Consider the following 26,323-nt stretch of genomic DNA (forward strand, 5'->3'; position numbering starts at 1 on the left):
GCCACGGAGACTGGCGCGCAGCGGATATCGGACGGACCAGCCGGTGCCTAGCGTGGAGGGATGCAGCAATCCCCCTCGAGCGGCTGCGGGAGTGCTGCGCCGGCGCCGGACCCCCGCGTGGTCGCCGCGCGTCTCGTCCCCCACGGCCGGACGGCCGGCAGTCCACAGCAGGTGCGGCGTCTGGAGTGCCTGTCCTGCGGCACGACCACCGAGCACGTCCGGGGGCCGGTCACGCTCGCTCCGGACGGCTCGGTCCTCGTGCAGTGGTGGGCCTGCCGGGAGTGTCCCGACGGCAAGACGGTCGGCTGACCGGTGACCCGCCGCCCCACGGGGGGCCGCAGCGTTCCCTTCGGCTCCCTGACGATCAGCTACGACGAGCGGGTGCTGGCGCCGCGGGCATGGACGCAGACCCAGGCGCTGTGGGCCCACGACCTGCTGTCCGTCGTACTACCCGGACCCGTGCTCGAGCTCTGCAGCGGCGTGGGCCACCTCGGCCTGCTGGCCGTGCACGGCACCGACCGCCGCCTCGTGTGCGTGGACGTGGACCCGGTGGCCTGTGCCTACGCCCGCCTCAACGCGGAGTCGGCGGGCCGCGCGGCGCTGGTCGACGTGCGCACCGTGTCGCTGGAGGAGTTCAGCTCCGACGAGGTGTTCGCGCTGGTCGTCGCCGACCCGCCCTGGGTGCGCAGCGAGCTCGTCGGGTGCTTCCCCGCGGACCCGGTCCTGGCGATCGACGGCGGTGCCGACGGGCTGGACCGGGCACGAGACTGCGTGCGGCTGATCGAGCGCCATCTCCATCCCGACGGAGCCGCCCTGCTCCAGCTCGGCTCGTACGCCGAGGCCGAGGCACTCGGCGCCGAGCTCCCCGACACCCTCACCGTGGTCGCCAGCGAGGCGGAGCCGGGCCGCGGCCTGGTCGTGCAGCTCGTCCGCCCGCAGTGAGCCCACGTAGCGGAAAAAGGGGTGCCGATTCCGTGTCTGCGCGCAGCCTTTGCTACGGTTTCCCAGCACTCGTCCGGGTGGCGGAATTGGCAGACGCGCTAGCTTGAGGTGCTAGTGCCCGTATTAGGGCGTGGGGGTTCAAGTCCCCCCTCGGACACCAGACAGAACGGCGGCCCCAGGGCCGCCGTTCTGCATTTCACGCATCGCGCCGACCGGCCGACCACCGGTGGTGTAGACCGGTCTGATGGGTGACCACGGGCCAGGGACGCCGGCGACGACCGGCGAGACGCTGTGGACGATCGGACACTGGACGTGTCCGGAAGCGGCGTTCCTCGAACCGCTGCTCGCGGAGCAGGTGGACCTGGTGGTCGACGTTCGAGCCTTGCCGGGGTCCCGTCGGAGTCCGCAGTTCGACGGTGACGCGATGCCGGGGTGGCTGGGCGAGGCCGGCATCGACTACCTCCGGGTGCCTGAGCTGGCCGGGCGCCGCCGGCGCCAGGACGTCGATCCGGCCCTCAACGCCGGGTGGCGCAACCAGAGCTTCCACAACTACGCCGACTACACGCTCACCGCACCCTACGCACAGGGACGCGCGGAGCTCGAGGAGCTGGCGCGTGCCCGGAACGCGGTCCTGCTCTGCGGGGAGCCGATGCCGTGGCGCTGTCACCGGCTGCTCATCGCGAACGACGTCGTCGCACGCGGCTGGACGGTGTGGCACCTCAGCGTCGGCCAGGCGCCACGACGTCACGTGCTGGGCCGGTGGGGTGCGGAGCCGGAGGTGGGCCCCGACCGTACGGTGACCTATCCCGCCGCGTAGTCACACCCGCGGCGCGCACTCGGTCACGGTGCGTTCGCCGTGGTACTGGCCGTGGCGGCCTGCGTGGCGGCCCCGGACGGGGAGGGCGTCGTGCCGTCGGCCCCCGGGCTCGACGCGGGGGCCCCGGGACCTGCCGGGTCCGAGGACGCCGACGTGGGCGCTTCTGACGGCAGCGGACCGGGAGTCGGTGTCGAGGTCGGTGTCGAGGTCGGTGTCGGGATGGGTCCGGGCGACGACTCGCTGCGCGGGGTCCTGGTCGGGCGGGGAGTCGCGTCGTTCCCCGGACTCTCACCGACCGCGGGTGTCGGAGGGTCAGCAGCCGGGGCGTCGACGCCCAGGCCCGCCAGCAGCGCACGCGCCGCGGCGAGGATGTCCCTCGCCGCTGCCGCGTCGAGGTCCCCGGCAGCGCGTGCGCGCCGGACCTCGGCGATGAGCTGGAGCAGCGCCTCCTGTGCCGCCGGGTAGTGCCGCGCGGCCATCGCGTGATCGACCTTGCTCAGCGACGCGCGGAGCGCAGGCACGTCGTCCGCGGCAGAGGTCCGCTCCGCCGCCCCGCAGCCCGCGACGCCGAGTGCAGGCAGGAGGACGAGGGCGGCGGCGGCGAGCGCGACTCGGATGCGCCGGCTCACTGCGGCTCCTCGATGGCGTCGTGGAGGTCCTGCAAGGGTGCCTGATACTGCTCCGGAACGCCCGCGGGAACGTCCGTGCGGCCGTCGGTGGGCGCTGGGTCGCGCGACGTCACGACGAGCACCAGGGCGGTGAGGGCCAACGCGACCAGCAGCGCGGCAGCCAGGAGCGAGCGGCGTCGGTGGCGGGACGCGGGCTCGCCGGGACGCGGCACGGCCATCGGCTGGGTGCTCTCGCTCGGTTCAGGGGCGGGCGGCACCAGGTCGTTCGCGACCGCGGCCAGCGCCGAGGCGACGTCCTCGGCGGTCGGCCTGGCGTCGGGGTCACGGGCGGTCATCGCCTGTAGCAGGTCCCGCCAGGCGCGTGGTAGCGACGCCGGGAGCGCCGGCTGGGTGCAGAGCCGGCGTACGGCTGACTCGAGCGGCGGACCTGGGAACGCCCGTTCCCCGGTGAGTGCTTCGAGCAGCACGAGGCCCAGGGAGTAGACGTCCGCCGCCGGAGTGATGGCCTCGCCCGCGGCCTGCTCGGGCGCGAGGTAGGCCGGAGAGCCGACCGTCTCGCCGGACCGGGTGTGCTGCTCGAGGTCGCCGGCGAGGCGTGCGATCCCGAAGTCGGCCAGCAGCGCCCGCGAGTCGGCACACAGCAGCACATTGCTCGGCTTGACGTCGCGATGCGTGACCCCCTGCTCATGGGCGTAGGCGAGCGCTGCGGCGAGCTGTGTCCCGATCTCAGCGACCGTCCTCGGCGGCAGGGCTCCCGCGCTGAGCTGGCCGGCGAGGGTCGGCCCTTCGGCCAGAGTCATCACGAGATAGGGCCGGTCGGACCGGATGCCGGCATCGAGCAGCGTGACCAGTCCGGGGTGGTTGAGTCCTGCGAGCAGCTGGGCCTCGGCGACGAACCGTGCCCGGAGCACGGGATCCTCGACCTCGCGCAGGACCTTCACGGCCACCTCGCGCTTCAACACGTCGTCGAAGGCGCGGAAGACGTCGGACATCCCGCCGTGGCCCAGCTCGTCGAGCAGCCGGTAGCGGTCGTCGAGGACGGTGGCCGACTCGATACCCATGCTCAGGCAGTACCCGTGGCCGATCGCATCAGTATCGCGAACCCGGGCGGGGCCGGAAGGGACGAGGCGGCTACCTGCGTGCGCTCGACGCCTGACGGCGCGGTGTGCGGCCGGTCCACCGCCGGTGGGCCACGACCAGGCTCGACGCCTCGGCGTACCCGAGTCGCCGCGCGACCTCGTCCAGCAGCAGCCCGTCGGCGAGCAGGTCCTCGGCGGCCGCGGCGCGGACGTCGTCGAGCACGGTGCGGTACGACGTCCCCGCGGCGGCCAGGCGGCGGCGCAACGAGCGCTCGCTGAGCCCGAGGGCGGAGGCGACGTCGGCCATCGGGGCGCCCGCCTCGAGGTGCTGGGCGACGAGGATCCTGACCTGCCCGGTGAAGGCGTCGCGGCCGCGACGCGGTGAGACGAGGTCGCGGCACAGGGCCTCGGCGAGTGCGCAGGCGTGGGTGTTGGCCTGGGGGAGCGGGTGGGCCAGCCAGGTGCTCGCGAAGCGGAGCTCGCCGCCGGCCGGATCGCCGGTGGCGACGAGGCCTCGCGGGTTGCCGCAGATCTCCCGCAGCACCGTCCAGATCGCGGTCAGGTCTCGCTCGACCAGGAACCGGCGGACGTCGTCGGGGACACCACGGTGGTCGACGCGCACGACCACCTCGTCGTCCTCGACGCTCGCCGACGGGATCGTGAACGTGAAGCTGAGGTCGATGAAGCGCAGCGCCAGGTTGGCGGCGTCCCCGAGTGTCGGGCTGCTCAGCAGGGCGAAGCCGAGCGGACCGAACGTGGAGGCGTGGTAGGCCGCACCGACCTGCCCGCCGGTCACGCCAGGAGCGGCGGCGAGCAGGTTGCGGACCACCCGGAGCTCCTGGTCCGCGGTCACCTCGCGCTGCGGGTCGGCGACGTCACGCGCGCCCAGGCCGCTGCCGCGCAGCAGCGCCGTCACCGGTGCGCCGGCCGCCGCGCCGACCGTCACGAGCAGTGCCGTCCCGGCGACGTGACGCGGGAACTGCCAGTCACGGGCCGCGGCCGGCTCGAAGGACGTGGAGATCATGGCCGGAATTATGGATCTCCTGGCCGGACGTCGCTGGCAGCGGTCCACCTCCGGTTCCTAGCGTGGGCTCATGGCCCATCCCTCCGTGATCGTCATCGGCGCCGGCTTCGGCGGTCTCGCCGCTGCCCACCACCTCCGCGAGGCGGGCGTCAGCGACGTCACGGTCCTGGAGCGCGCCGACGACGTCGGTGGGGTGTGGCGGGAGAACACCTACCCGGGGGCGGCGTGCGACGTGCCGTCGGTGCTCTACTCGTGGTCCTTCGCGCGCAAGCACGACTGGTCGCACCGCTACGCCCGCCAGCCCGAGATCCTCGACTACCTCCGTTCCCACGCCGTTGCGAGCGGCCTGCGCGAGCTGGTCCGCACCGGCGCGGAGGTGACCGGCGCGGCGTGGGACGACGTCGGGCGGCAGTGGACGGTCCGCCTGGCCGGTGGAGAGGAGCTGCGCGCCGACGTCCTCGTCTCCGCGGTCGGCCAGCTCTCGCGTCCCTCGATCCCGGCCCTCCCGGGCCTCGGGAGCTTCACGGGCCCGTCCTTCCACACGGCGACCTGGGACCACGGGGTCGACCTCACCGGACAGCGCGTCGCGATCGTCGGCACCGGCGCGAGCGCGATCCAGGTGGTGCCCGCGATCGTCGACCGGGTCGCCTCGCTGAGCGTGTTCCAGCGCTCGGCGCCGTACGTCGTCCCGAAGCCCGACGGTCCGTACTCGCCCCGGCAGCAGCACCGGTTCGCGGCGCACCCGCGGCTGCACCGCCTCACCAGGCAGGGGGTGTTCCATCTGTCCGAGCAGCTGAACCGGACCCTCGACTCCGACGGCCGTCTGGTCGGCGTGCTGCACAAGGCGTGGCAGCTGCACCTGCGCCGCCAGGTGCGCGACCCCGCCCTCCGGGCGCGGCTGATGCCGGACTACCCGCTGGGCTGCAAGCGGCTGCTCTTCTCCAACGACTGGTACCCAGCCCTCACCCGCCCCCACGTGGACGTGGTCGACGACCGGATCGAGGCCGTCGAGTCCCGCGGCATCAGGACCGCCGACGGCAGGCTGCACGAGGCCGACGTCATCGTCTTCGGCACCGGCTTCGCGGCCACCGAGTTCCTGGCTCCCATGGACATCCGCGGACGGAGCGGCCGCCTGCTCGCCGACGCATGGCAGGGCGGCGCCCGCGCCCACCTCGGCATCACCGTCCCCGGCTTCCCCAGCTTCTTCGTCCTCTACGGCCCCAACACCAACCTCGGCGGCAGCTCGATCATCGGGATGCTCGAGGCGCAGGCCGGGTATGTCGCGCAGGCGGTCACCTCCCTCGGGCGACACGGCCCGGTCGAGGTCCGGGAGGACCGCGCGGCGGCGTACGACACCGAGGTGCAGCGCCGGCTGGCCGAGAGCGTGTGGAGCTCGTGCACGAGCTGGTACCGCGACCCGAGCGGCCGGATCACGACCAACTGGCCCGGCACGGTGCGCGAGTACCAGCAGCGCACCGCCCGCCTGGACCCCGACGACTTCCGCGCCGACCTCCCTGCCCAGGAAGGAGCGACCCGATGACCCACTACGACGTCGTGGTGGTCGGCTCCGGCTTCGGCGGCAGCGTCACCGCGCTCCGCCTGGCCGAGAAGGGCTACCGCGTCGGCGTGCTCGAGGCCGGCCGGCGCTTCTCCGACGACGAGCTCCCCACCACCTCGTGGAAGGTGCGCGACTACGTGTTCAACCCGGCGCTCGGCTGCTACGGCCTGCTCCGGATGACACTGCTCAAGGACGTCCTCGTGCTCACCGGGGCGGGGGTCGGCGGCGGGTCGCTGGTCTACGCGAACACGCTCTACGAGCCGCCGCGCGCGTTCTTCGACGACCCGCACTGGGCCGGGATCACGGACTGGGCCGACGAGCTGGCGCCGTACTACGACCAGGCGCGGCGGATGCTCGGCGTGACGCCGTACCCGCGGCGCTCGCCCTCCGACCTGGTGATGAAGGCCGTCGCACAGGACCTCGGCGTCGGCGACAGCTTCCGGCCGACGCCGGTCGGCGTGCTCTTCGGCGAGAGCCCGGGCGAGCGGGTCGCCGACCCGTTCTTCGGCGGCGCCGGCCCCGAGCGCACCACCTGCACCGACTGCGGCGCCTGCATGACGGGCTGCCGGGTCGGCGCCAAGAACACGACCGTCAAGAACTACCTGCACCTCGCCGAGGCCGCGGGCGCCGTCGTGCACCCGATGACGACGGTGACCGATGTCCGGCCGCGCCCGGGTGGTGGGTACGACGTCACGACCCGCCGCACCGAGGGCAAGGTGCGCCGCGGCCGGCGCACCTTCACCGCCGACCAGGTGGTGTTCGCCGCGGCATCGCTCGGGACCCAGCGCCTGCTGCACCGGCTCCGCGACGGCGGCAGCCTGCCCGCGATCTCCCCGCGTCTCGGCGAGCTCACCCGCACCAACTCCGAGGCGATCCTCGGCGTCCGGGCCCGCGGCGACGAGGTCGACTACTCGCGCGGCGTGGCGATCACGTCCTCTCTGCACGTCGACGACCACACCCACGTCGAACCGGTCCGCTACGGCCGGGGCAGCAACCTGCTCGGGCTGCTGATGGCCACGCTCACCGACGTGCCCGCCGACGGCCGCAACCGTGCCCTCGCCGGCCTGCGGGAGATGTGGCGCCGGCGGCGTGACCTGCCCCGGCTGCACGACCCGCGCGGCTGGTCCGAGCAGACCATCGTGCTGCTGGTGATGCAGAGCCTCGACAACTCGCTGACGACGTACCTGCGCCGTCGCGCGTGGGGCCGGACCCTCACCACCCGGCAGGGGACCGGCGCCGCGAACCCGGTCTGGATCCCGCAGGGCCACGACGTCGCACGCAAGGTCGCCGAGGAGGTCGACGGCATCCCGGGCGGCACCTGGGCCGACCTCGTCAACGTCCCCGCGACCGGCCACCTCATCGGCGGCTGCCCGATCGGCGAGTCCGCGACGAGCGGTGTGGTGGACCCGTACCACCGCGTGCACGGGTACGACGGCCTCCACGTGATCGACGGGTCCACCGTCGCGGCCAACCTCGGTGTCAACCCGTCCCTGACCATCACGGCCATGGCCGAGCGGGCCGTCGCGATGTGGCCGAACAAGGGCGAGGCCGACCCACGGCCGGCGGCGGGATCGTCGTACCGCCGGGTCGAACCGGTCGCACCGCACCGTCCGCAGGTGCCCTCGGACGCCCCGGCGGCCTACCGGGTCTCCTAGCATCGCTGCGTGAGCGCGTACCTGTCCTTCGTGGTGTTCGCGGCCCTGCTGGCCACCGCACCCGGTCCCGACACCTTCCTGACCCTGCGGGCGACCGTCGTCGGCGGCCGCGCCCGCGGCGTCGCCACCGCGACGGGCATCACCGCCGCAGGAGCGCTGCAGGGCGTGCTCGCCGCGACCGGGCTCGGGGCGGTGCTGGCGCACGCCGAGCCGGTGTTCCTCGCGGTCCGCTGGGCCGGCGTGGCCTACCTGGTGTGGCTCGGCGTCAATGCGCTGCGCGACGCGCTGCGTCGCGACGGCAGCGTGTGGTCGGTGGGCGAGGGGACGGGCGTGGTCCGTGCCCGTACGGCGTTCCGGCAGGGCTTCGTCTGCAACATCACCAACCCCAAGGTGCTCGCCTTCAACCTCGCGGTGCTGCCGCAGTTCGTCGGCACCGACCAGGGCATCCCGGTGCTGCTGGCCTACGCGCTCACGCTGGTCGTGATCGGCGCGATCGTGCTGCTGGCCGTGGTGTGGATCGCCGGCAAGGCCGCCTCCGCGCTCACCCGGCCGTCCTTCCGGCGCAGCGTGGACGGCGCGACCGGCGTCGTGATGCTCGGGTTCGCGACGGCGCTGGCGGTCGAGGCATGAGCGACCCCGCCACCGAAGGGACCGACCGGTCCGGCCGCGCGATCGCGGCCGCCGAGGCGCTGGGCCTCGCGTTCGAGGTCACCCGGCACGGGCCGGTGGGGTCGCTGGAGGAGGCCGCCGCGGTGCGCGGGATCGAGCCGCGCCAGATCGTGAAGACCATGGTCGTCCGGGTGGCCGAGGGCGATCATCGGTTCGTGCTGGTGCCCGGCGACCGGGAGATCTCCTGGCCGCTGCTGCGCGCCCTGCTCGGCGTCAGCCGGCTCTCGATGCCCTCGGCCGACGCCGCCCGCGAGGTCACCGGCTACGTCCGCGGCACGATCACGCCCCTCGGTGCGCTGAGCGCGCTGCCCGTGATCGCCGACAGCCGGGTCACCGGGCCGGTGTCGATCGGCGGTGGCGGGTACGGCGTCGCGCTCACCGTCGACGGCGACGCGCTCGTGGCGGCGCTCGGCGCCACCGTCGCCGACGTCACGTCGCCGGGTGGACCTCGACCTGGGTCCCGCTGAGGTCGTACTCCACGTAGGCGGTCTGGTTGAACTCGTTGCTCGCGTATGCCGAGATCCACGCCGGCGTCTCGTCCTCGGGATCCGGCTTCTCGATGATCAGGTAGCAGTTCGTCGCGTCCTCGACCAGCTTCCGCACCTGCGGGCACAGGCCGTCGAGGACGAGGCTGTCGACCGTGGCCAGGTCGAACGACTCCTCGTCGCCGGTGGTCTTCGACGGCTCGTTCAGCTCGCCGTCCCAGTAGTAGTCGAGCTGGCGCTCGTCGGCCGGGTCGTCGGGCTTGTACGGCGTCGCGACGCTCGCGTACTCCGGGTAGATGACCGCGCGCCGCACGAGGGTCGAGCCGCGCTCCTCCTGCAACGCGGCCACCAGCGCGTCGAAGCCCTTGTCGGTCTGCGGCCGGCCCGCGGCAGGGGCGTCCTCGCTGCCCGCGATCGCGAAGACCGCCGCCGTACCGAGCGCGACGACCACCCCGCCGACCGCGATCAGCAGCCCGACGGGATGGATCCGCTGCTTGCGCACCGTCCGCTCCTCGAGGCTGCGGACCCGCTTCGGCTGCTTCGGCGGCGTGTACGGCTTGTGCGTGGGCGGCTGCGCGGGCGCACCATCCGGGTCGGGAGTGTCGTCGGGGCGGTACTGCTTCCACTTGCGAGGGGCCACGGCAGAACGCTAGTGCGAAGGCGCGTGCAACGATGGCCGCATGGCCGAATCGACGACCCCCACGCCGGTGCCCGAGCACGATGTCGCCGCCGAGGTCGTCGACCTGTGTCGTGACCTGATCCGGATCGACACCTCCAACTACGGCGGTGGCGAGAGCACCGGCGAGAGGAAGGCCGCCGAGCACGTCGCGGCGCTGCTCGACGAGGTCGGGATCGCCGCCGAGGTGATCGAGACGAAGCCGGGCCGCGCGAACGTCGTGGCCCGCTGGGGCGGCGCCGGATCCCGGGCCACGGCCGAGCGGGGCGCGCTGCTGCTGCACGGCCACCTGGACGTCGTGCCCGCGGCGGCGGAGGACTGGGCCGTGCACCCGTTCAGTGGCGAGGTGCACGACGGCTACGTCTGGGGACGCGGCGCGGTCGACATGAAGGACTTCGACGCGATGCTGCTCTCGGTCGTCCGCGCCCGCCAGCGCGCCGGACGCGCACCCGAGCGCGAGGTGGTGCTCTGCTTCACCGCCGACGAGGAGGCCGGTGGCCACGAGGGCGCCCAGCTGCTCGTCGAGAACCACGCCGAGTGGTTCGAGGGCTGCACCGAGGCGGTCGGCGAGGTCGGCGGGTTCAGTACGACGGTTCGCGGCCGCCGCCTCTACCTGATCGAGGCGGCCGAGAAGGGCATGGCCTGGATGCGCCTGAGCGCCCGTGGCCGCGCCGGCCACGGCTCGATGATGAACGACGACAACGCGGTCACCCGGCTCGCCTCCGCGGTCGCGCGGATCGGCGCCCACGACTGGCCGGTGCGGCTCACGCCCACCATGCAGACCCTGCTCGCCACGGTCGGCGAGCTCGCCGGGGTCGAGGCGACGCCGGAGAACGCGCCGGCGTTGGTCGAGGAGTTCGGCGGCGCCGCGCGGATGCTCGGCGCGGTGCTGCGCAACTCGACCAACCCGACCATGCTCGAGGCCGGCTACAAGGTCAACGTCATCCCCACCGACGCGACCGCCCACGTCGACGGCCGCTTCCTCCCGGGCTTCGAGGACGAGTTCTTCGCGACCCTGGCCGAGCTGACCGGCGAGGGCGTCGACATCGACTTCGTCTCGCGGCAGGCGCCCTGGGAGACGCCGTACGACGGCGAGCTGGTCGACGCGATGACCCGCAGCCTGCTGGCGGAGGACCCCGAGGCCCTGGTGGCGCCGTACCTGATGAGCGGCGGTACCGACGCCAAGCACTTCTCCAAGCTCGGCATGCGCTCCTTCGGGTTCGCCCCGCTGCGGCTCCCCGACGACCTCGACTTCACCGCCCTCTTCCACGGCGTGGACGAGCGGGTCCCGGTCGACGCGCTGGAGTTCGGGGCGCGGGTGATGGACCGGTTCCTCGACCAGGCCTGAGGCAAAGACTCGCTCAGCCGCCTCAACCCCGCCCGGGCTCGGCCGATCCTCCCTCTGAGCCGTCCGAGCGGACGGGAGAGGGGAGTGGCACCGTGGCTCGCACCGCGATCGCGCCGACCGGCGTGGAGAAGACCTTCCACCCGGACCAGATCATCGTGTCCAAGACCGACCGGCAGGGACGGCTGACCTACGTCAACGACCTGTTCGTGGAGATCAGCGGCTACCCGGAGGCCGAGCTGGTCGGCAAGCCGCACAACGTCATCCGGCACCCCGACATGCCCCGGAGCGTGTTCTGGCTGCTGTGGGACCGGATCGCGGCCGGCCAGGAGATCTTCGCCTACGTCATGAACCTCAGTGCGGACGGCAGCCACTACTGGGTGCTCGCCCACGTCACCCCGACCTTCGACGCGACCGGCTCGATCGTCGGCTACCACTCGAACCGGCGTACGGCGGACGCCACCGCGCTGGCCGCGGTGACCGCGCTCTACCAGCGCCTGGTCACCGAGGAGCGCCGCCACCCGAACGCCCGCGATGCCGTCGAAGCGGGCTGTCGCCTGCTCGAACAGGAGCTCGCCGAGGCCGGTGCGTCCTACGACGAGTGGGTCTGGTCCCTCAACAACGGCCCGGTCCAGGCGGTGGCCGCATGACCGCCGTCCTGGCCCCGGAGAGCGTGGGCAACGAGGAGGTCGACGCGCTGCGCGAGGAGCTCGTGCGCTGCCGGGCCGCCCTCACGGCCGTCACCGCCGTGTGCCGCTCGGCCGCCGCCGGGGACCTCGAGCCGCGGGTCCCGGTCCTCGGCGACGACCCCGAGCTGGTCGCCGCCCGGTCCGCGGTCAACGACCTGCTCGACCGCACCGACGCCTACGTGCGGGAGTCGTCGGCGTCCCTGGAGTTCGCCGCGGAGGGCAGGTTCTACCGCCGGTTCCTGGTGCGCGGCATGCTCGGCTCGTTCAAGGCCGGGGCCGTCACGATCAACACCGCGATCGGCGCGATGGCCGAGGCCAACGAGCAGCTCGCCGCCCAGGAGCGGCAGCGCCTCGAGCTCGCGGACGGCTTCGAGGAGGCCGTGCTCGGCCTCTCCGACCAGGTGGCTGCGGCCGCCGCCGAGATGGAGGCGTCCTCGCGCACCCTGGCCGCCAACGCCGAGGGTACGGCGGTCCGCGCGGCCCAGGTCTCCGAGAACTCCCACACCGCCGCCGATGCCGTCACCGTCGCCGCGGCCGCCGTCGAGCAGCTCGTGAGCACGGTGCGGGCGATCGAGGAGCAGGCCAGCCAGTCCAACGTGGCCGGTGTCCGCGCGGTCGAGGAGACCGAGCAGGTGATGACGACCGTGCAGAGCCTCTCGACGGCCTCGCAGGAGATCGGCGACGTGGTCGGCGTGATCAGCCAGGTCGCCAGCCAGACCCGGCTCCTGGCACTCAACGCGACCATCGAGGCCGCCCGCGCGGGCGAGTACGGCAAGGGCTTCGCGGTCGTCGCCTCCGAGGTCAAGACGCTCGCGTCCGAGACCGCCGACGCGACCAGCCTGATCGAGCAGCAGGTGCACGCGATCCAGGCGGCCGCCGGGGCTGCGGTGACCGCGATCGAGACGATCGGCGCCGCCGTCCGCGGGATGGGGGACAACGTCGCCACCATCGCCGGCGCCGTCGGCGAGCAGCGGCACGCCGCGGCCGAGCTGAGCCGGACGACCTCCGAGGCCGCGGGCGCGGTGTCCGGGGTCAACGAGGACGTGACCGCGATCGAGGAGGCGACCATCGCGACCAGCACCGGCGCCACCGAGATGACCGGGGCCTCGCTGGAGCTCTCGCGCCTCTCGGCGGACCTGCGCACCCACGTGGCGGGCTTCCTCCAGCAGATCCGCTGACCTGCCGGGGGAAGTCAGGCCGTGCGGACGGCCCGGATGATCTTGCGCCGCAGCACCACGCGGCGCCGGCCGTCCGGGCCGATCTGCACCCGGTCGAGCTCCCAGCCGCCGTGCTCGGCGCGCTCGACGAGCAGCTTGGCGACCATGTTGCGGGAGAACGCGCGGTCGAAGGTGATCCGCTCGAACTCCCACTCCACGCCGCGGCCCAGGCCGCGCATCACGCCGGGACGGAGCAGCGAGACGTTCATGCGGCACCTCCGGAGACGTCGTCGAGAGCGGCCCTGATCTCGGGAGGCAGGGCCTTCGCCTCCGAGCCGAGGGCCCCCGCGAGCTGGGCGGCGGTCCGGGCGCCGACGACCGGCGCGGTGACGCCGGGGGAGTCGCGCACCCAGACCAGGGCGACCTCGAGCGGGGTCCAGCCGAGACCGTCTGCAGCGCGGGCCACGGCCTCGACGATGCTGCGACTGTGGTCGTCGAGGTAGGCGTCGACGAAACCGGCGAACACGGGTGAGGCGGCGCGGGAGTCGGACGGCGTGCCCGTGCGGTACTTGCCGGTCAGCACCCCGCGCCCCAGCGGCGACCACGGGAACAAGCCCAGGCCGAGTGCCTCGACCGCGGGCAGCACCTCCCGCTCGACGCGCCGGTTGACCAGGGAGTACTCCATCTGGGTCGAGGCGATCCGCGCCCGCCCCGCGGCGGCCTCCTGCAGGGTCACCGCCCGGGCGGTCTGCCAACCGTTGAAGTTCGAGATCCCGACGTACGTCGCCCGCCCGCTCGACACCGCGAGGTCGAGCGCCCCCAGCGTCTCCTCGAGCGGCACGTCGTCGCTCCAGATGTGGACCTGCCACAGGTCGACGTGATCGGTGCCGAGGCGCTTGAGCGAGGTGTCGAGGCCGCGGAGCATGGCGCCGCGCGAGGTGTCGGTGACCCGGTCCGAGCCGCGCCGCCAGATGCCGGCCTTCGTGGCGAGCACGACCTCGTCGCGGCGCACGACGTCGCCGAGCAGCGACCCGAGCAGGGCCTCCGAGCGACCGTCGGTGTAGCCCGCGGCGGTGTCGATCGTCGTACCGCCGGCCTCGACGAACGCGGTCAGCTGGTCGCGTGCCTCGTGCTCGTCGGTGTCCTTGCCCCACGTCATCGTGCCGAGGGCGAGGCGCGACACTTGGAGGCCGCTGGCGCCGACGTACCGCTGCTGCATGGGGCACAACGTATCCGGCCGGCGCAGCGCGGCGCGCCGGGCACGCCGATGATGGACCCGACCAGGCACTCCCTAGGATGGCCCCTCGTGGCGGACTTCCTGCAGGCAGTGTTCCTCGGCGTGCTCCAGGGGCTGACCGAGTTCCTCCCGATCTCCAGCAGCGCGCACCTGCGGATCTTCCCGGAGCTGTTCGGCTGGGGCGACCCCGGCGCGGCGTTCACCGCGGTGATCCAGATCGGCACCGAGCTCGCCGTCCTCGTGTACTTCCGCAAGGACATCTGGCGCATCGCCAGGGCGTGGGTCCTGTCGCTCTTCAAGCCGGAGTACCGCGGCGCCGTGGATGCCCGGATGGGCTGGTACATCATCGTCGGCTCGCTGCCGATCGTGATCCTCGGCGTGCTGTTGAAGGACGTCATCGAGCGCGACTTCCGCAACCTGTGGATCATCGGGTGCACCCTGATCGTCCTCGGCCTGGTCCTCGGCCTCGCCGACCGGGTCGGCAGGAACGAGAAGGCGATCAAGCAGATGTCGCTGCGCGACGCGGCGCTCATGGGTGGGGCCCAGGCGCTGGCCCTGATCCCGGGCGTCTCCCGATCCGGCGCCACCCTCTCGATGGGTCGCTTCCTCGGCTACGAGCGCGAGGCGGCGACCCGCTTCGCATTCCTGCTCGCCATCCCCGCCGTCGTCGGCGCGGGCGTCTTCGAGCTCAAGGAGATCGGGAACGTCGGCGTCGCGCACTCGGGGGAGGCCAGCTACGGCTGGGGGCCGACGATCGTGGCGACGGTCATCTCGTTCGTCGTCGGGTACGCCGCCATCGCGTGGCTGCTGAAGTGGGTCACCACCAAGTCGTACACGCCGTTCGTGGTCTACCGGGTCGTGCTGGGCGCCGCCGTCCTCGTGCTGCTGGCCACCGGGGTGCTGACGGCCTGAGGGGCGCGCCAACTGGTCTGACCACCTGCGGTTTGGTCCCAAACCGCAGGTCGACGGCCTGAATTGTTGCGGTTTGGTCCCAAACCGCAACAACCTACGGCCTCAGAACCAGCCGGACCTCTTGAACAGGACCCACAGCCCGGCCACCGTCGAGGCCATCAGCAACAGCGCGAACGGGTAGCCGAAGGTCCAGGCCAGCTCGGGCATGTGCCTGAAGTTCATGCCGTAGACCCCGGCGATGAGCGTCGGTACGACGACCAGCGCCGCGCCCGCCGAGATCCGGCGCATGTCGTCGTTCTGCTGCATGGCGATGCGGGACACGTGGGCGTCGAACGCGGAGGACAGCAGCGAGTCGAGGGTGTCGATCTCCTCGGCGGCCTGGGCGAGGTGATCGCTGACGTCGCGGAAGAACGGCGCCGCCTCGGCCTCGACGAGGTCGACGGTCCCGGTGGCGAATCGACGCATCGGCTCGCGCAGGGGGAGCACCGCCCGGCGTACCTCGGACAGCTCGCGCTTGAGCACGTAGATCCGGTCGCCGTCCTGGGTGCGCCTGTCGGAGAAGACCGAGGCCTCGACCTCGTCGACGTCGGTCTGCAGCTCGGCGACCACCGAGGTGTAGCCGTCGACGACGGCGTCGCACACGGCGTAGATCACCGCTGACGGCCCGTGGTCGAGCACGGCCTGCTTCTTCTCGAGGTCGTGCCGGGCGTCGCTGAGCGCCGAGCCGCGGCCGTGGCGGACCGTGATCACGAAGTCCGCGCCGATGAACACGTTGATCTCGCCGGTCTCGACGGCGTCGTCCTCGTCGACGTACCAGAGCGTCTTGAGGACCAGGAACAGGTTGTTCTCGTAGCGCTCCAGCTTGGGCCGCTGATGCGCGACCACCGCGTCCTCCACCGCGAGCGGGTGGAGGTCGAAGGCCTTGGCGATCTCGCCGAGCTCGATGTGGCTCGGCTCGTAGAGCCCGACCCAGACGAAGTCGTGCTCGGCGTTCGCCGCGGCGCGCAGCGCGGCGTAGTCGTGGAGATGGCAGTCCACCGGGACGCGGACACCGTGCCGGTACACAGCGCTGTCGACGATCACGCTCCCACGCTAGTGGCTAGGCTCCCCGGCATGGCGACACTGCTGCTGGTCCGGCACGGCCGGACCACCGCGAACGCGTCCGGGCTCCTCGCCGGGCGTACGCCGGGCGTCCGGCTCGACGACCTCGGCTCCGAGCAGGCGGCCCGGGCGGGCGCCCGGATCGGCTCGGTCCCGGTCGTCGCACTCGTGACCAGCCCGCAGGAGCGGTGCAAGCAGACCGCGAAGGCGATCGGCGACGCGCAGCGCGCGAGTGGCCACGCCACCACGAGGGCGGTCACGGAGAAGGCGCTCGCCGAGTGCGACTACGGCGAGTGGCAGGGCCGGCCGATCAAGGAGCTGCTGCGCGAGCCGCTGTGGACGACCGTGCAGCGCCAGCCGTCCGCGGCGGTGTTCCCCGGCGGCGAGTCGATGGTCGCGATGCAGCACCGCGCGGTGGCCGCCGTACGACGCCTCGACGCCGCCGTCACCGAGCAGCACGGGGCCGACGCGGTCTGGGTGGCCGTCAGCCACGGCGACATCATCAAGTCCGTGCTCGCCGACGCCCTCGGCATGCACCTCGACCTGTTCCAGCGGATCAACGTCGACCCGGCCTCGGTGTCGGTCATCCGTTACGCACCCGACCGCCCCTACGTCCTCGCCACCAACACCCACGACGGCGACCTGTCCTGGCTGGCGCCCAGGCCCGGCCGCAAGCGTCGCGGGAAGGCCACGGGCGCGGTCGTCGGCGGCGGCGCCGGACCCGGCCCGGTCGACCACTAGGCTCGGGGCATGCCGATCGTCCACGGATTCGACCCGCCCGAGCGCTTCGTCGCCGGCACCGTCGGCGAGCCCGGCAGCCGCACCTTCTTCCTGCAGGCCCGCGCCGGCACCCGGCTGGTCTCGGTGGCGCTGGAGAAGCAGCAGGTCATCGCGCTGGCCGAGCGGATCGACGAGCTGCTCGACGAGGTGATCGCCGACGGGCGCACCCAGGGCGTCGTGCCTGCGATGGCGCCGTTCGGGCTGGCCGACGACCAGCCGCTCGAGCTGCCCATCGAGGAGGAGTTCCGCGCCGGCACCATGACCCTGTCGTGGGACCCCGAGGACGAGCGGGTCGTGGTCGAGGTGTTCCCGGTCGGCGAGGAGCCGGTGGAGCTCACCGACGGCGAGGACCCCGCCGAGCTGCTCCTGGTCCGCCTCGAGCCCGGGCAGGCCCGGGCGTTCGTACGACGCGCCGAGCACGTCGTCGGGGCCGGGCGCCCGACCTGCCCGTTCTGCGGCCAGCCGATCGACCCCGACGGCCACCTGTGTGTGCGCGCCAACGGCTTCAGGCGGCGCGAGCCCACCGCTGAGCAGTGACCCTGGAGATCCGCGGCCGGATCATGCCGGCGTCCAACGCGACCTTCCTGGCCGAGCTCGACGGGCGCGAGGTCGTCTACAAGCCGGTCGCGGGGGAGCGGCCGCTGTGGGACTTCCCGGACGGCACCCTGGCCGACCGCGAGGTGGGCGCCTACCTGGTCTCCGAGGCGACCGGCTGGGACCTGGTCCCGCGCACCTGGTGGGGCGAGGGACCGCACGGCCCCGGCATGGTCCAGGAGTGGCAGGAGGTCGACCCCGACGACGAGGCGGTCACGCTCGTCCGCTCCGGGGCCGCTCCGGACGGCTGGCTCGAGGTGGTCGAGGGACTCGACGACCGCGACCGTCCGGTCACCCTGGTCCACGAGGACTCGCTCGCGCTGCGGCGGCTCGCGGTCTACGACGTGCTGATCAACAACGCCGACCGCAAGGGCGGCCACGTGCTCGCGATGACCGGCGGCCACCGCTACGGCGTCGACCACGGCGTCGCCTTCCACCACGAGGCCAAGCTCCGCACCGTCCTGTGGGGTTGGGCCGGCTCGCCGCTGACCGCGGAGGAGACCGAGGTCGTCACCCTGGTCCTGGCCGCCGTCCGCGGCGAGCTGGGCGAGCGGCTGGGGACGCACCTCGCGGAGCACGAGATCCGCGCGCTGGAGCGTCGTACCGAACGACTGCTGGCCGCCGGCGTCCTGCCCGGGCCCTCGGGGAGCTGGCCGGCGATCCCGTGGCCGCCGTTCTAGAGGCAACCCCTAACATCAAGGCATGCGCGCATGGAACGCCCCGGGTCTCCCGGTGCTCCCGGTCACCGGCCCCCAGGTCGTCCTCCACGACACCGCCACCGGCGGCAAGGTCGAGAGCCGTCCCGACGGCGCCGCGCGCCTCTACGTCTGCGGGATCACGCCGTACGACGCCACGCACATCGGCCACGCCAACACCTACGTCGCCTTCGACCTGCTCAACCGTGCCTGGCGCACGGCGGGCCACGACGTCACCTACGTGCAGAACGTCACCGACGTCGATGACCCGCTGCTCGAGCGCGCCGACAAGGTCGGGGTCGACTGGGTCGAGCTCGCCGAGCGCGAGACCGAGCTGTTCCGCAAGGACATGGAGGCGCTGCGCGTCCTCCCGCCGGTCGCGTACGTCGGCGCCGTCGAGTCCATCCCGCTGGTGATCGCGCTGATCGAGCGCCTCGAGGCCGCCGGCTCGATCTACCGCGTCGACCAGGACCTCTATTTCTCCGTCGCCGCCGACCCCGCCTTCGGCCAGGAGTCCAACTACGACCGCGAGACGATGCTGCGCTTCTTCGCCGAGCGCGGCGGCGACCCGGACCGCGACGGCAAGAAGGACCCTCTCGACTGTGTCGTGTGGCGTGGTGAGCGCGAGGGGGAGCCCGCCTGGGAGAGCCCCTTCGGCCGCGGCCGGCCCGGCTGGCACATCGAGTGCGCCGCGATCGCGCTCGAGCACCTCGGCGGCGCCTTCGAGGTCCAGGCCGGCGGCAGCGACCTGGTCTTCCCGCACCACGAGATGTGCGCGGGCCACGTCCAGGTCGCGACCGGTGAGCCCTTCGCCAAGGTCTACAGCCACGCCGGGATGGTCGCCTACGACGGCGAGAAGATGTCCAAGTCGCTCGGCAACCTGGTCTTCGTCTCCGCGCTGCGCAACAGCGACATCGACCCGATGGCCATCCGCCTCGCGCTGCTGCGCCACCACTACCGCACCGACTGGGAGTGGACCGACGCCCACCTGTGGCAGGCCGTCGACGACGTCGCCGCCTGGCGCCGTGCGCTCGCCCTGGGTGCCGGTGCTCCGGCGGGTCCGGTCGTCGAGGAGGTCCTCGCCGCCCTCGCCGACGACCTCGACGCGCCCCGGGCGACCGCCGCCGTCGACGCCTGGGTCGCCGCCACGCTCGGCACGGACGGACTCGCCGACACCAGCGACGCCGAGGCGGCCGTCGTACTGCTGCCGGTGCTGGACGCCGCGCTCGGGCTCGCCCTGTAGTCTTGCTCCGCTGGTCAGACCAGTCGTCGATCGGGCAGAGACTGCACGTCCTCAGCGCGAAATGTTGCGGTTTGGGACCAAACCGCAACAGTCGGAGCGCCCCGAGCCTGGCTAGGAGTCCTCACCCCGCCGCTTGAGGTACCGCTCGAACTCCCGCGCGATCGCCTCACCCGAGGCCTCGGGCAGGTCGGCGGTGTCCCGCGACTCCTCGAGCGAGCGGACGTAGTCGGCGATGTCCTCGTCCTCCTCGGCCAGCTCGTCGACCCCGCGCTCCCAGGCCCGCGCCTCGTCGGGCAGGTCGCCCAGCGGCATCCGGATCTCCAGCAGGTCCTCGAGGCGGGTGAGCAGTGCCAGCGTCGCCTTCGGGCACGGCGGCTGGGCGACGTAGTGGGGGACGGCGGCCCAGTAGGACACCGCCGGGATGTCGACCCGGGCGCAGGCGTCCTGGAGGACGCCGACGATGCCGGTCGGGCCCTCGTAGGTCGACTGCTCGAGGACCAGCCGGTCCATCAGGTCGGCCTCGGTGGTGGACCCCGAGACGGGGATGGGCCGGGTGTGAGGGCTGTCGGAGAGCAGGGCGCCCAAGGTCACGAACAGCTCGCCGCCGAGGTCGTCGATGGCGGCCAGGATCTCGGCGGTGAACGCGCGCCAGCGCATGTTGGGCTCGATCCCGCGGATCAGGATCACGTCGCGGTCCAGGTCCGGGGGAGAGGCGACCGCGATGTGGGTGCTGGGCCAGGTCAGCTTGCGGAAGCCGTTGTCGTCGATGCCGACGGTGGGCCGGTTGACCTGGAAGTCGTAGTAGTCCTCCGGGTCGATCGCCGCCACGACCCGAGCGTCCCAGGCCCTCATCAGGTGGTCCACGACCGCGGTCGCGGACTCGGCGGCGTCGTTCCAGCCCTCGAAGGCAGCGATCACCACGGGCCGGACCAGCTCGGGAACCGTCTCGATCTCCATCACTCCACCAGCCTAGTCACGAGAACATGGGTAACATCGGCATCAGCCGAGAGGCGTTGCAACGGACACCAGTCCGCCACGCTCGGCGAAAGCTGCAAGGACGCCTTCCGACACTGGAAGGACCACCCGTGACCGCCTTCGAGCAGAATCTGCGCCCCGACTGCACCGAGGCGCTGACTCGTGCCCTCTCCGAGCGCATCCTGGTCATCGACGGGGCCATGGGCACGGCGATCCAGCGCGACCGTCCCGACGAGGCCGGCTACCGCGGTGAGCGCTTCAAGGACTGGGCCACCGACGTCCAGGGCAACAACGAGCTCCTCACGCTCACGCAGCCCGACATCATCACCGGCATCCACCGCGAGTACCTCGAGGCCGGCGCCGACATCATCGAGACCAACACCTTCAGTGCCAACCAGGTCTCGATGGCCGACTACGACATGGCCGAGCTGTCGTTCGAGCTCAACTACGAGTCGGCGCGGCTGGCCCGCGCGGCCTGCGACGACTTCGCGAGCCCCGAGAAGCCGCGGTACGTCGCCGGCGCGATCGGCCCCACGACGCGCACCGCCACGATCTCGCCCGACGTCAACGATCCCGGCGCGCGCAACATCACCTACGACCAGCTCGTGGAGGCGTACCTCGAGGCGGCCAACGGCCTCGTCGACGGCGGCTCCGACATCCTGCTGATCGAGACGATCTTCGACTCGCTCAACGCCAAGGCCGCGATCTTCGCCGTCGAGACGCTCTTCGAGGAGCGTGGACGCCGTTGGCCGGTGATCATCTCGGGCACGATCACCGACGCGTCCGGCCGCACCCTGTCCGGTCAGACGACCGAGGCCTTCTGGAACGCGATGCGGCACGTGAAGCCGGTCGCCGTCGGCCTGAACTGCGCGCTCGGCGCCCCGGAGATGCGGCCCTACCTGGCCGAGATGTCACGGATCGCGGACACGTACGTGTCGGCGTACCCGAACGCAGGCCTGCCCAACGCCTTCGGAGAGTACGACGAGAGCCCCGAGCGGCAGGCGTCCTACATCGCCGAGTTCGCCGACGCCGGCCTGGTCAACATCGTGGGCGGCTGCTGCGGCACGACGCCCGCCCACATCGCCGAGATCGCCAAGGCGGTCGAGGGCAAGTCGCGACGCCCGGTCGCCGAGGTCGAGGTCGCCACCCGCCTTTCCGGCCTGGAGCCGCTGAACATCACCGAGGACTCGCTCTTCGTGAACATCGGCGAGCGCACCAACATCACCGGCTCGGCGCGCTTCCGGAACCTGATCAAGGCCGAGGACTACGACACCGCGCTGTCGGTCGCCCTGCAGCAGGTCGAGGTCGGTGCGCAGGTCATCGACATCAACATGGACGAGGGCATGATCGACGGCGTCGCCGCGATGGACCGGTTCACCCGGCTGATCGCCGCCGAGCCCGACATCAGCCGCGTCCCGGTGATGATCGACTCCTCGAAGTGGGAGGTCATCGAGGCCGGCCTGAAGAACGTCCAGGGCAAGCCGATCGTCAACTCGATCTCCCTGAAGGAGGGCGAGGAGAAGTTCGTCCGCGAGGCGCGCCTGTGCCGCAAGTACGGCGCTGCGGTCGTCGTGATGGCCTTCGACGAGGCAGGGCAGGCTGACGACCTCGAGCGGCGCAAGGAGATCTGCGGCCGTGCCTACCGGATCCTGACCGAGGAGGTCGGCTTCCCGGCCGAGGACATCATCTTCGACCCCAACTGCTTCGCGCTCGCCACGGGCATCGAGGAGCACGCCACCTACGGCATCGACTTCATCGAGGCCTGCGCGTGGATCAAGGAGAACCTGCCCGGCGTCCACATCTCCGGCGGCATCTCCAACGTGTCCTTCTCGTTCCGGGGCAACAACCCGGTGCGTGAGGCGATCCACGCCGTCTTCCTGTTCCACGCCATCAAGGCCGGCCTCGACATGGGCATCGTCAACGCCGGTGCGCTGGTCGTCTACGACGAGATCGACCCGGAGCTGCGCGAGCGGATCGAGGACGTCGTCCTCAACCGTCGCGAGGACGCGGCCGAGCGCCTGCTGGAGATCGCCGAACGCTTCAACACCAAGGGCGACGACCTCGACCCGGTGGCCGCCGAGTGGCGCAGCCTGCCCGTCCGCGAGCGCATCACGCACGCCCTGGTCAAGGGCATCGACGCCGACGTCGAGGCCGACACCGAGGAGCTGCGCGCGGAGATCGCGGCCGGCGGCGGTCGCCCGATCGAGGTGATCGAGGGCCCGCTGATGGACGGCATGAACGTCGTCGGCGACCTGTTCGGCGCCGGCAAGATGTTCCTGCCGCAGGTCGTGAAGTCGGCGCGGGTGATGAAGAAGGCGGTGGCCTACCTGCTGCCCTTCATCGAGGCCGAGAAGCAGCCCGGTGACGCCGAGTCGACCAACGGCACCATCGTGATGGCGACCGTCAAGGGCGACGTCCACGACATCGGCAAGAACATCGTCGGCGTGGTGCTGCAGTGCAACAACTACACGGTGATCGACCTCGGCGTCATGGTCCCTGCGCAGAAGATCCTCGACGCGGCCAAGGAGCACGGCGCGGACATCATCGGCCTGTCCGGGCTGATCACCCCCTCGCTCGACGAGATGGTCAACTTCGCCGTGGAGATGGAGCGCCAGGGCCTCGAGATCCCGCTGCTGATCGGTGGCGCCACGACATCGCGGGCGCACACGGCCGTCAAGGTGGCGCCGCGTCGTACCGGCCCCGTGGTGTGGGTCAAGGACGCCTCCCGCTCGGTGCCGGTGGCGGCTGCACTGCTCTCGGACGAGCAGCGTCCCGCGCTGCTCGAGGCGACCGAGGCTGACTACGCGGCGCTCCGTGAGCGCCACGCGCAGAAGCAGGAGCGCCCGACGATCACGCTGGAGAAGGCGCGCGCCAACCGCACGCCGATCGACTGGGAAGGCTACGTCCCGCCGGTCCCGACTCAGCAGGGCGTGCGGGTCTTCAACGACTACGACCTGAGCGAACTGCGCGAGTACATCGACTGGCAGCCCTTCTTCAACGCTTGGGAGATGAAGGGCAAGTTCCCCGACATCCTCAACAACCCCGCCTCGGGCGAGGCGGCGCGCAAGCTGTACGACGACGCGCAGGCCATGCTCGACCAGCTCATCAAGGAGAAGTGGCTCACCGCCAACGGCGTGATCGGCTTCTTCCCGGCGAACGCGGTCGGTGACGACATCGAGGTGTACGCCGACGAGTCGCGCACGACGGTGATCCAGACATTGCGCAACCTGCGCCAGCAGGGGGAGCACCGCGAGGGCATCCCGAACCGGTCCCTGGGCGACTTCGTCGCGCCGAAGGACACCGGGCTGACCGACTACGTCGGCGGCTTCGCCGTCACTGCGGGGCTCGGCAGCCAGGCCAAGATCATGGAGTTCAAGGCGGCTCTCGACGATTACAGCGCGATCCTCCTGGAGTCCGTCGCCGACCGGCTCGCCGAGGCCTTCGCCGAGCGGATGCACGAGCGGGTCCGCAAGGAGTTCTGGGGCTACCAGCCCGACGAGGACCTCGACAACGACGCTCTCATCGGCGAGCGGTACGTCGGCATCCGCCCGGCACCCGGCTACCCGGCCTGCCCCGAGCACACCGAGAAGGAGACGCTCTTCGCGCTGCTCGACGCCACGGCGAACACCGGCATCGAGCTCACCGAGTCGATGGCCATGTGGCCCGGCGCGGCGGTCAGCGGCTGGTACTTCTCCCACCCGCAGTCGCAGTACTTCGTCGTGGGGCGGCTCGCCCAGGACCAGGTCGCCGACTACGCCACCCGCAAGGGCTGGACGCTGAAGGAGGCCGAGCGCTGGCTCGGCTCGAACCTCGGCTACAACCCCGAGGACTGAGCCGACGGCTCACGCCGCCGCACCGTGCGTGACGGCGGCCGCCGCGATCGCCAGGTAGACGCCCGCGACGGGCAGCCGCCGCAGCGCGGGGTGCCGTGGAGTCCGGCGCGGCCGGCGCCGGAGCCGCTGGCCCAGGGCGCCGGCCACGACGGCGTACGCGAGGTCGACCGCGAGGGCGACCACGACGGTGACCAGGCCGAGGGCGAGCACCTCCGCCTGGGCGGCCGGGCCGCTCGCGCCGCGGGTCAGGAACTGGGGGAGGAAGGCCAGGAAGAACAAGGCGACCTTCGGGTTGAGCAGGTTCATCAGCAGGCCGTCGCGGTACACCCGACCGAGCCGGGCCGGGCCGTCCGGATCCGCGGTGGCATCGCCGTGCCGGCGCCGGGTCAGCTCCCGGGCGGCCAGGTACACGAGGTACGCCGCGCCGAGGTAGCGGATCACGGTGAAGGCGGTCGGGCTCGCGGCGATCAACGCGGACAGTCCGAGCGCGGTGGCGGCGGCGTAAACCGCCGTGCCGGTCTCGACGCCGAGAACCGAGACCACGCCGGCCCGCGTGCCGTGGGCGAGGCTGCGGGTCGTGATGTAGATGATGTTCGGGCCGGGCATGCCGACCAGGACGACGGACGCGGCCGCGAAGGCCAGCAGCTGGGTGGGTTCGAGGGCGGGACTCACGGGGTGCTCCGTTCGGGTGGCAAGGGCTCGGACTGCTGCCCGCCCACTAGCGTGGGCGCCGACCGCCCTGCCGGACCCGGGCCAATGGAGGCGCAAGTGGATCGTTTTCGCGACCCCGGCGAGCTCGCCCGCGTGCTCGGCGACGCGATGTCCGGCACCGGTGGGCTCTATCGCCAGCTCGCCGCGGCGCTGTCGTCGGCGGTGGGCGACGGGCTGCTCCTCGCGGGGGACCGCCTGCCGTCCGAGCGCGACCTCGCGGCAGCGCTGCACGTCAGCCGGGCGACCGTGGTGGCGGCGTACGACGAGCTGCGGGGCCGCGGCGTCGTCGAGAGCCGGCAGGGGAGTGGCACGCGGGTCGCCGCACCCGCCGACCGTGAGCCGGCCGCGGTGACCCGGCGACTGCAGCGGGGACTGTCCGCGGCCGCCGTACGACGCTTCGACCGGGCGCCCGACGGCCTGATCACGATGAGGTACGCCCTCGAGCCCGGCGACGCGCGGATCGCCTCGGCGATCGCGGACGTCGTCGAGGAGGACCTGCCAGCCCTGCTCGACGACGTCGGCTACGCGCCCCGCGGCCTGCCCGCGCTGCGTCAGGCGGTCGCCGACCACCACACCGCCCTCGGCGTGACCACGAGCCCGGACGAGGTGCTGGTCACCACGGGCACCCAGCAGGCGGTGGCCCTCGTCTCGCAGCTGCTGGTCGAGCGGGGTGCGACGGTCGCGGTCGAGTCACCGAGCTGGCCGGGCTGCTTCGACACCTTCAGTGCTCTGGGCGCCCGGCTGGTCGGCGTGCCGATGGACGACGACGGGCTCCGGGGTGACGCGCTCCGCGAGGTCCTCGCCGCCCACCGGGTCGCCGCGCTGTTCGTGATGCCGACCTTCCACAACCCGACCGGCACCCTGATGTCGGCGGTACGGCGCCGCGACGTCGCCCGCCTCGCCGCCGAGCACGGCGTACCCGTCGTCGAGGACCTCGCCTACTCCACCGCGCTCACCCACCCCGGCCCGGTCCCGCCGCCGATCGCCGCCTCCGCCCCACCCGGCGCCCGCGTGCTCAGCCTCGGCTCGCTGTCGAAGGCGCTGTGGGCGGGCCTGCGCGTCGGCTGGGTCCGCGCGAGCACGGGCGACATCGAGCAGCTCGGCTACCTCAAGGCCAATGCCGACATGGGCACCCCGCTGCTCGACCAGGCCGTCGCCGCCCGGATGCTGCCCCAGCTCGCCGCGCTGACCGCGGACCGCACCGCCGTCGCCCTCGAGCGGCTCGAGCACGCCACGGCGCTGCTCCGCACGCACCTGCCGGACTGGGCCTGGCGGGTCCCCGACGGCGGCACGGCCCTGTGGATCCGGCTGCCCGGCTACGACGCCTCGGTGCTCGCGCAGGTCGCGCTGCGTCACGGCGTCGAGGTCACGCCGGGCCGCGAGACGGATCCCACCGGGGCCTGGGACGACCACCTGCGGCTGCCGTTCACGTTCGAGCCGGCGCTGATGACCGAGGCGGTACGGCGCCTGGCCGCTGCCGCGGATGAGCTGACTCGGCGCTCCGGCTCCTAGGCTGG

General features: G+C 72.4%; 26 protein-coding genes and 1 tRNA gene. 18 read left to right on the forward strand and 9 right to left on the reverse strand.

The genetic code is table 11. The features are described 5' to 3' along the window. Positions 1–60: 60 nt before the first annotated feature. The 4 genes from FBY23_RS14110 (at position 61) to FBY23_RS14125 (ending at position 1,759) form a co-directional block, all read left to right on the forward strand. Positions 61–309 carry a hypothetical protein gene (locus FBY23_RS14110; protein WP_141798719.1) on the forward strand — a complete coding sequence of 83 codons (249 nt, stop codon included), beginning with the start codon at positions 61–63 and terminating at the stop codon, positions 307–309. 3 nt (positions 310–312) lie between these two features. Beyond that, the gene (locus FBY23_RS14115) at positions 313–942 is read left to right on the forward strand and encodes a class I SAM-dependent methyltransferase (protein WP_141798720.1); all 630 of its coding nucleotides are present in this window, start codon (positions 313–315) and stop codon (positions 940–942) included. 71 nt (positions 943–1,013) lie between these two features. Further along, positions 1,014–1,102: transfer RNA gene (locus FBY23_RS14120), tRNA-Leu, on the forward strand. 84 nt (positions 1,103–1,186) lie between these two features. Then, complete coding sequence (locus tag FBY23_RS14125) at positions 1,187–1,759, forward strand: DUF488 family protein (protein ID WP_141798721.1); 573 nt, start codon at positions 1,187–1,189, stop codon at positions 1,757–1,759. A gap of 23 nt (positions 1,760–1,782) precedes the next feature. On the opposite strand, the gene FBY23_RS14130 is transcribed toward FBY23_RS14125, so the two are convergent. The 3 genes from FBY23_RS14130 to FBY23_RS14140 all read right to left on the reverse strand — a co-directional run bounded on the left by FBY23_RS14130 (position 1,783) and on the right by FBY23_RS14140 (position 4,491). Further along, positions 1,783–2,388, reverse strand: coding sequence for a hypothetical protein (locus FBY23_RS14130; protein WP_141798722.1), 606 nt, complete (start codon positions 2,386–2,388; stop codon positions 1,783–1,785). Continuing rightward, a complete protein-coding gene (locus tag FBY23_RS14135) occupies positions 2,385–3,449 on the reverse strand; it encodes a serine/threonine-protein kinase (RefSeq protein WP_141798723.1) in 1,065 nt (354 codons plus the stop codon). The genes FBY23_RS14130 and FBY23_RS14135 overlap by 4 nt, the downstream gene beginning before the upstream one ends. 70 nt (positions 3,450–3,519) lie before the next feature. After that, complete coding sequence (locus FBY23_RS14140; RefSeq protein WP_141798724.1) at positions 3,520–4,491, reverse strand: AraC family transcriptional regulator; 972 nt, start codon at positions 4,489–4,491, stop codon at positions 3,520–3,522. A gap of 70 nt (positions 4,492–4,561) precedes the next feature. Between FBY23_RS14140 and FBY23_RS14145 the strand changes: the two genes are divergently transcribed. The 4 genes from FBY23_RS14145 to FBY23_RS14160 are packed head-to-tail and all read left to right on the forward strand — an operon-like array spanning position 4,562 to position 8,840. Continuing rightward, on the forward strand, positions 4,562–6,031 hold the full coding sequence (locus FBY23_RS14145) for an NAD(P)/FAD-dependent oxidoreductase (protein WP_141798725.1): 1,470 nt from the start codon (positions 4,562–4,564) through the stop codon (positions 6,029–6,031). Beyond that, the gene (locus FBY23_RS14150) at positions 6,028–7,704 is read left to right on the forward strand and encodes a GMC oxidoreductase (RefSeq protein ID WP_141798726.1); all 1,677 of its coding nucleotides are present in this window, start codon (positions 6,028–6,030) and stop codon (positions 7,702–7,704) included. The genes FBY23_RS14145 and FBY23_RS14150 overlap by 4 nt, the downstream gene beginning before the upstream one ends. A 9-nt stretch (positions 7,705–7,713) precedes the next feature. Continuing rightward, positions 7,714–8,334, forward strand: a complete 621-nt coding sequence (locus FBY23_RS14155) for a LysE family translocator (protein ID WP_141798727.1) — start codon at positions 7,714–7,716, stop codon at positions 8,332–8,334. Further along, positions 8,331–8,840, forward strand: coding sequence for an aminoacyl-tRNA deacylase (locus FBY23_RS14160; protein ID WP_141798728.1), 510 nt, complete (start codon positions 8,331–8,333; stop codon positions 8,838–8,840). Before FBY23_RS14155 ends, FBY23_RS14160 begins: the two co-directional genes overlap by 4 nt. On the opposite strand, the gene FBY23_RS14165 is transcribed toward FBY23_RS14160, so the two are convergent. Then, positions 8,803–9,498, reverse strand: a complete 696-nt coding sequence (locus tag FBY23_RS14165) for a hypothetical protein (RefSeq protein ID WP_141798729.1) — start codon at positions 9,496–9,498, stop codon at positions 8,803–8,805. The two genes, FBY23_RS14160 and FBY23_RS14165, sit on opposite strands and share 38 nt — an antisense overlap. Positions 9,499–9,538: 40 nt before the next feature. Here FBY23_RS14165 and FBY23_RS14170 point away from each other — a divergent pair, with 40 nt between their 5' ends. The 3 genes from FBY23_RS14170 (at position 9,539) to FBY23_RS14180 (ending at position 12,746) form a co-directional block, all read left to right on the forward strand. Then, positions 9,539–10,882, forward strand: coding sequence for a M20/M25/M40 family metallo-hydrolase (locus FBY23_RS14170; RefSeq protein WP_141798730.1), 1,344 nt, complete (start codon positions 9,539–9,541; stop codon positions 10,880–10,882). Positions 10,883–10,974: 92 nt separating this feature from the next. Next, a complete protein-coding gene (locus FBY23_RS14175; RefSeq protein ID WP_141798731.1) occupies positions 10,975–11,529 on the forward strand; it encodes a PAS domain-containing protein in 555 nt (184 codons plus the stop codon). After that, positions 11,526–12,746, forward strand: coding sequence for a methyl-accepting chemotaxis protein (locus tag FBY23_RS14180; protein ID WP_141798732.1), 1,221 nt, complete (start codon positions 11,526–11,528; stop codon positions 12,744–12,746). The genes FBY23_RS14175 and FBY23_RS14180 overlap by 4 nt, the downstream gene beginning before the upstream one ends. 14 nt (positions 12,747–12,760) lie before the next feature. Here FBY23_RS14180 and FBY23_RS14185 read toward each other — a convergent pair whose 3' ends face one another. Both FBY23_RS14185 and FBY23_RS14190 read right to left on the reverse strand, forming a co-directional pair. Next, a complete protein-coding gene (locus FBY23_RS14185; protein WP_396954496.1) occupies positions 12,761–12,994 on the reverse strand; it encodes a DUF5703 family protein in 234 nt (77 codons plus the stop codon). Further along, positions 12,991–13,944: an aldo/keto reductase gene (locus tag FBY23_RS14190; RefSeq protein WP_141798733.1), complete on the reverse strand. Its 954-nt coding sequence runs from the start codon at positions 13,942–13,944 to the stop codon at positions 12,991–12,993. Before FBY23_RS14190 ends, FBY23_RS14185 begins: the two co-directional genes overlap by 4 nt. A gap of 87 nt (positions 13,945–14,031) precedes the next feature. On the opposite strand from FBY23_RS14190, the gene FBY23_RS14195 reads away from it, so the two are divergent. Beyond that, positions 14,032–14,874: an undecaprenyl-diphosphate phosphatase gene (locus tag FBY23_RS14195; protein ID WP_260805962.1), complete on the forward strand. Its 843-nt coding sequence runs from the start codon at positions 14,032–14,034 to the stop codon at positions 14,872–14,874. A 102-nt stretch (positions 14,875–14,976) separates the two neighbouring features. Here FBY23_RS14195 and corA read toward each other — a convergent pair whose 3' ends face one another. Further along, entirely contained in the window at positions 14,977–15,957 is a 981-nt protein-coding gene (gene corA / locus FBY23_RS14200) for a magnesium/cobalt transporter CorA (protein ID WP_141798735.1), read from the reverse strand. A gap of 30 nt (positions 15,958–15,987) precedes the next feature. Here corA and FBY23_RS14205 point away from each other — a divergent pair, with 30 nt between their 5' ends. Genes FBY23_RS14205 through mshC form a run of 4 tightly spaced genes read left to right on the forward strand, consistent with a single transcriptional unit; the run spans position 15,988 to position 19,287 of the window. Beyond that, positions 15,988–16,716 (forward strand): histidine phosphatase family protein, encoded by a 729-nt coding sequence (locus FBY23_RS14205; protein WP_141798736.1) that lies wholly within the window; start codon positions 15,988–15,990, stop codon positions 16,714–16,716. Positions 16,717–16,725: 9 nt separating this feature from the next. Further along, complete coding sequence (locus FBY23_RS14210) at positions 16,726–17,292, forward strand: DUF3090 domain-containing protein (protein ID WP_141798737.1); 567 nt, start codon at positions 16,726–16,728, stop codon at positions 17,290–17,292. Continuing rightward, the gene (locus tag FBY23_RS14215; RefSeq protein ID WP_260805963.1) at positions 17,289–18,029 is read left to right on the forward strand and encodes an SCO1664 family protein; all 741 of its coding nucleotides are present in this window, start codon (positions 17,289–17,291) and stop codon (positions 18,027–18,029) included. Before FBY23_RS14210 ends, FBY23_RS14215 begins: the two co-directional genes overlap by 4 nt. Positions 18,030–18,051: 22 nt before the next feature. Then, positions 18,052–19,287, forward strand: coding sequence for a cysteine--1-D-myo-inosityl 2-amino-2-deoxy-alpha-D-glucopyranoside ligase (gene mshC / locus FBY23_RS14220; protein ID WP_141798738.1), 1,236 nt, complete (start codon positions 18,052–18,054; stop codon positions 19,285–19,287). Between the two features lie 111 nt (positions 19,288–19,398). On the opposite strand, the gene FBY23_RS14225 is transcribed toward mshC, so the two are convergent. Continuing rightward, a complete protein-coding gene (locus tag FBY23_RS14225) occupies positions 19,399–20,244 on the reverse strand; it encodes a PAC2 family protein (protein ID WP_396954518.1) in 846 nt (281 codons plus the stop codon). 218 nt (positions 20,245–20,462) lie between these two features. On the opposite strand from FBY23_RS14225, the gene metH reads away from it, so the two are divergent. Beyond that, on the forward strand, positions 20,463–24,095 hold the full coding sequence (gene metH / locus FBY23_RS14230) for a methionine synthase (protein WP_396954519.1): 3,633 nt from the start codon (positions 20,463–20,465) through the stop codon (positions 24,093–24,095). A gap of 9 nt (positions 24,096–24,104) precedes the next feature. On the opposite strand, the gene FBY23_RS14235 is transcribed toward metH, so the two are convergent. Beyond that, positions 24,105–24,767 carry a LysE family translocator gene (locus FBY23_RS14235; protein ID WP_260805965.1) on the reverse strand — a complete coding sequence of 221 codons (663 nt, stop codon included), beginning with the start codon at positions 24,765–24,767 and terminating at the stop codon, positions 24,105–24,107. A 96-nt stretch (positions 24,768–24,863) separates the two neighbouring features. Between FBY23_RS14235 and FBY23_RS14240 the strand changes: the two genes are divergently transcribed. Then, positions 24,864–26,318, forward strand: a complete 1,455-nt coding sequence (locus FBY23_RS14240; protein WP_222117822.1) for a PLP-dependent aminotransferase family protein — start codon at positions 24,864–24,866, stop codon at positions 26,316–26,318. Positions 26,319–26,323: the final 5 nt, after the last annotated feature.

Source organism: Nocardioides sp. SLBN-35 (genome assembly GCF_006715725.1).
Lineage (GTDB): Bacteria > Actinomycetota > Actinomycetes > Propionibacteriales > Nocardioidaceae > Nocardioides.